The 4,140-nt window shown below is 77.1% G+C and carries 3 protein-coding genes; 1 reads left to right on the forward strand and 2 read right to left on the reverse strand.

Annotated features, from left to right (window positions below; all coding sequences use genetic code 11):
* The first annotated feature begins 111 nt into the window (after nucleotides 1-111).
* The gene (locus AC5FZL_RS15840) at nucleotides 112-2,385 is read left to right on the forward strand and encodes a putative bifunctional diguanylate cyclase/phosphodiesterase (protein ID WP_493619844.1); all 2,274 of its coding nucleotides are present in this window, start codon (nucleotides 112-114) and stop codon (nucleotides 2,383-2,385) included.
* Here the strand turns inward: AC5FZL_RS15840 and AC5FZL_RS15845 are convergent.
* Together AC5FZL_RS15845 and AC5FZL_RS15850 are read right to left on the reverse strand one after the other, a co-directional pair.
* Nucleotides 2,337-3,329 (reverse strand): TIGR03557 family F420-dependent LLM class oxidoreductase, encoded by a 993-nt coding sequence (locus tag AC5FZL_RS15845; protein ID WP_493619845.1) that lies wholly within the window; start codon nucleotides 3,327-3,329, stop codon nucleotides 2,337-2,339. The two genes, AC5FZL_RS15840 and AC5FZL_RS15845, sit on opposite strands and share 49 nt — an antisense overlap.
* On the reverse strand, nucleotides 3,326-4,140 hold an 815-nt coding region (locus tag AC5FZL_RS15850; RefSeq protein ID WP_493619846.1), incomplete at its 5' end, for an EAL domain-containing protein. The genes AC5FZL_RS15845 and AC5FZL_RS15850, both read right to left, overlap by 4 nt.

The raw sequence follows: 4,140 nt of genomic DNA on the forward strand, positions 1-4,140 counted from the left end.
CGACGGCGCCGCGTGGGCCGCGGCCGGGTGGACCTACCGCCCGCTGGGCCGACCGGGGGCCTGACACCGGAGGGCGTTCAGCACCCCCCGCGGGGTGCCGATGCGCCTCACGTGCCCCGACGCCTCCGCCCGCCCCCCCTCGCCCGGCAGCTGCTGCTGCTGGCGGGGGTCGTGGCGCTCGCCGCGGGCGTGCCGGCGCTGCGCGTCCCGCTGCTGCTCGTGGCCGTCTGGGGCAGCGCCGCCGCGGTCGTCGCCGTCCTGCTCGTGCGCCGTCCCGCGGGCGCCGCTCCCTGGTGGTGCGTGAGCGGGCTGCTGGCCCTGATCGCCCTGCACATGACCAGCGACGTGGTGGTCGGCGTCGAGACCGTCCTCAGCGGCGGAGCGGTGCTGGTCGGCCAGGTGCTCGGCGTCGCCGTCGCCGTCCCGGTCGCGATCACCTCCACGCGCACCGCCCGGGGCGCCGACGTGTCGAGCCGCCAGTGGGCCGACGCGGCGGTGGTGCTCGTCGCGTCGGGACTGCTCGCGGCCGTCGCCGTGGCGGTCACCGGCGCCGTCGGCGAGAGCGGTGGCGACCCGCTGCGGATGGCCCGGGTCGCCCTGGACGTCGTCCTGCTGGGCCTGCTGCTGTGGCTCGTGCTCAGCCACGCCCCGATCCCCGCCTCCCCGGCCCTGGTCGTGGCCGGCGGCTCCGGCGCGCTGCTGCACGACCTGCTGCTGGCGGGGTCCCCGCTCGAGGCGGCCGGCTCCGGCCGGGGCCCCCAGCTGCTGGGGATCTTCTGGACCGGGCTGTTCGTCCTCGCGGCGCTGCACCCGTCGATGTCGCAGCTCGGCGGGATGCGCACCGTCCGGAACCGGCGTCGCGGCTCCACGCGGGTGCTGGCCGTGATGCCCTTCGCCGCGGCTCCGGTGGTCGCCGCGGTCGCGGGGGCGCTGCTGCCGGGGCCCGGGCTGCCCGGGTGGGCGGTGCTCGGGGCCGGCGCGGTCATCACCACGCTGGCGCTCGTGCGCACCATCGGCCTCCTGCGGGCCAGCGAGCGGCAGGTCGAGGTGGACCCGCTCACCGGCCAGCTCAACCGCCTGGGGATGGGCCGCCGCCTCGCGGCCGCCCACGCGTCCCCCGACGTGACCTGGGCCGCCCTGGTCGACGTGGACGGGTTCAAGGAGATCAACGACCGCTACGGCCACGACACGGGCGACGTCGTGCTGCAGGTCGTGGCCGCCCGCCTGGCCGGTGCGGTCGGCCGCGACGGGGTGGTGGCGCGCCCGGGCGGCGACGAGTTCGTCGTGCTCAGCACGCGCGACGACCCCGAGCGACTGGCCCGCCGCCTGGCCGAGTGCTCGGTGGACCCGGTGACCGTGCCGGGGCTCTCGCGCCCCGTGCCGCTGAGCATCGGCGTCGCGCTCGTGCGCAACAGCGGCCCGTCCGACGGCGTCCTCGCCGACGCCGACGTCGCGATGTACGCCGCCAAGCAGCGCGGCGGCGGACGCGTGGTCCGCTACAGCCCCGACCTGCGCGAGGAGGTCCTCGGCCGCGCCGCGCTGCTGCAGGACGTGCGCGCGCTGCTCGGCCCCGTGCCGCCGGCCGAGGTGGGGAGGCTCCTCGTCCACCACCAGCCGGTGGTCGAGCTGGCCACCGGCGTCCCGCTGGGCGTGGAGGCGCTGGCGCGCTGGGACCACCCCCAGCGCGGCGTCCTCGGGCCCGACGTCTTCGTGCCGCTGGCCGAGGAGCTCGGGCTGGGCGCCGAGCTCGACCGCCGCGTCCTGGGGATCGCGCTGGCCGCCCTGCGCGACTGGGACGACGCCGGCCTGCGGGTGCACCGGATCGGGGTGAACCTCGGCCGCGGCAGCATGGCCTCGCCGGTGCTCGTGGAGGACGTGCTGGCCGCCTGCCTGCGCGCCGGCATCGGCCCGGACCGCCTCCTGCTCGAGATCACCGAGCACGACCCCGCTCCGACCGACCCCGACTGCGCCGCCGGCCTGCGGGTGCTCGCGGACGCCGGGGCGACCGTCGCCCTGGACGACTTCGGCACCGGCTACTCGGGGCTGGGCTACCTGCTGCGCTTCCCGGTGCAGCTGCTCAAGCTCGACCGCTCGCTCCTGCCGGTGCCGGGCGCCCGCACCGTGTCCGGCACCGTGGAGGCGCCGCAGCTGCTCACCGGGGTGGCCGCCCTGGCCGCCGCCACCGGGCTGGAGGTCACCGCCGAGGGGCTCGAGACCCCCGAGCACCTCGCCCTGGTCACCAGCATCGGCGTCCAGCACGGCCAGGGCTGGCTCTTCTCCCGGGCGCTCGCGCCCGAGGACGTCCCCGCCTTCTGGCGCTCCTCCCCGCAGGGGGGTCAGGACGCCGGCGCGGCCTCGCGCAGGGCGGGCAGCAGCCGCTCCTGAGCGGCCCGGAGGAACGGCTCCTGGACGTCGCCGCCGATCTGGACCAGGGCGATGTCGGTGTACCCGGCCTCCCAGTACGCCGAGACGGCCTCGACGACGGCGTCCACGTCGTCCCCGCACGGGATGGACTCCGCGACGTCCTCCGGACGCACGTAGGCCGAGGCGGCCGCGAAGCCGGCGGTGGTGGGCAGGTCGGCGTTGACGGACCAGCCGAGGCCGAACCAGCGGAACTGCTCGTGGGCGCGCGCCACGGCGGCGTCGCGGTCGGCGTCCCAGCTGACGGGGATCTGGCCGATCTTGCGGGAGGGGGCGGTGGCCCCGGCGGCGGCGCGGGCGTCGTCCCACGCCGTGAGCAGGTCGGCCTCGGGCTCGGTGGAGATGAAGTGGTCGACCAGCGGCGCGAAGTGCCCGATCGACTTGGGCCCGGAGACGGCGGCGGCCAGCGGAACCCCGCCCTCGGGCAGGTCCCAGATGCGCGCGGTGTCGACCCGGAAGTACTGCCCGTCGTAGGTGACCACCTCGCCGGTGTGCAGCGCCCTGATGATCTCGATGGCCTCCACCAGCATGTCCTGGCGCTGGTCCACGCCGGGCCAGCCCTGGCCCGCGATGTGCTCGTTGAGGCTCTCGCCGGCGCCCAGCCCCAGGGTGAAGCGGCCGTCGGCGAGCAGCTGCAGGGTGGCGGCCTTCTGGGCCACGACCGCCGGGGTGTAGCGCAGGATCGGGCTGGTGACGTAGGTCATCAGCTCCACCCGCTCGGTGGCGTGCGCGACGGCGCCCAGCACCGTCCACGCGTAGGGGGCGTGCCCCTGGGCCGAGAGCCACGGCGAGTAGTGGTCGCTGCTGACCTCGAAGTCGAAGCCGGCCTCCTCGGCCCCCACCGCGAAGCGCACGAGGTCCTTGGGTCCGGCCTGCTCGGTCATCAGCGTGTAGCCGAAGCGCGTCATGGCAGGAGGCTGGCACGCTCCGGGCCGGTCGGCACCCGCTCGGCGGGGGCGGCGCGCCCGACCCCGAACCCCTGCACGGCGTCGAACCCGAGCTCGCGCGCCAGCTCGACGTCCTCCGGGCAGCCGACGCCCTCGGCCAGCACGGCCACCCCGAGGGCGTGGGAGACCTCCACCACCCCGGCCAGCAGGCGCCGGCCGGCCGGGTCGGCGGCCCGCTCGACCAGCGAGCGGTCGACCTTGAGCAGGTCGAGCGGGAAGCTGATGAGGTAGTCCAGGGACGCGAAGCCGGTGCCGAAGTCGTCGGCCGCGATCCGCACGCCGGCCTCGCGCAGCTCCAGCAGCCGGGCCGCGATGCCGGTGCGGTCCGCCAGCAGCGCCTGCTCGGTGATCTCCAGGGTCAGCGCCCGGCCGGGCAGGCCGGCGCGGGCCAGCTCGGAGAGCACGCGCTCCACGAGGTCCTCGTGCACCAGCGAGGGGGCCGAGGCGTTGACCGCGACCGACAGCTCGCCCCACCCCGGCACCTCCGAGCGCCAGCGCGCGCAGTCCGCGAGCGCCGCCCGCAGCACGGCGGAGTCCACGGCGGGCAGCAGCCCGCGCTGCTCGGCGACCGGCACCACCCGGTCCGCCCCCAGCAGGCCCAGCTCGGGGTGCTGCCAGCGCACCAGCGCCTCCAGCCCCAGCACCCGGTCGGCCGAGGGCTGGGCGCCGAGGTGCACCAGCGGCTCGTAGTGCGGCACGAGCTGGCCCGTGCGCAGGGCCCCCGGCAGCGCCTCGGACAGGGCGCGGGTGCAGCGGTGCGCCGACAGCAGGG

The organism is Quadrisphaera sp. DVD1, assembly GCF_058932755.1.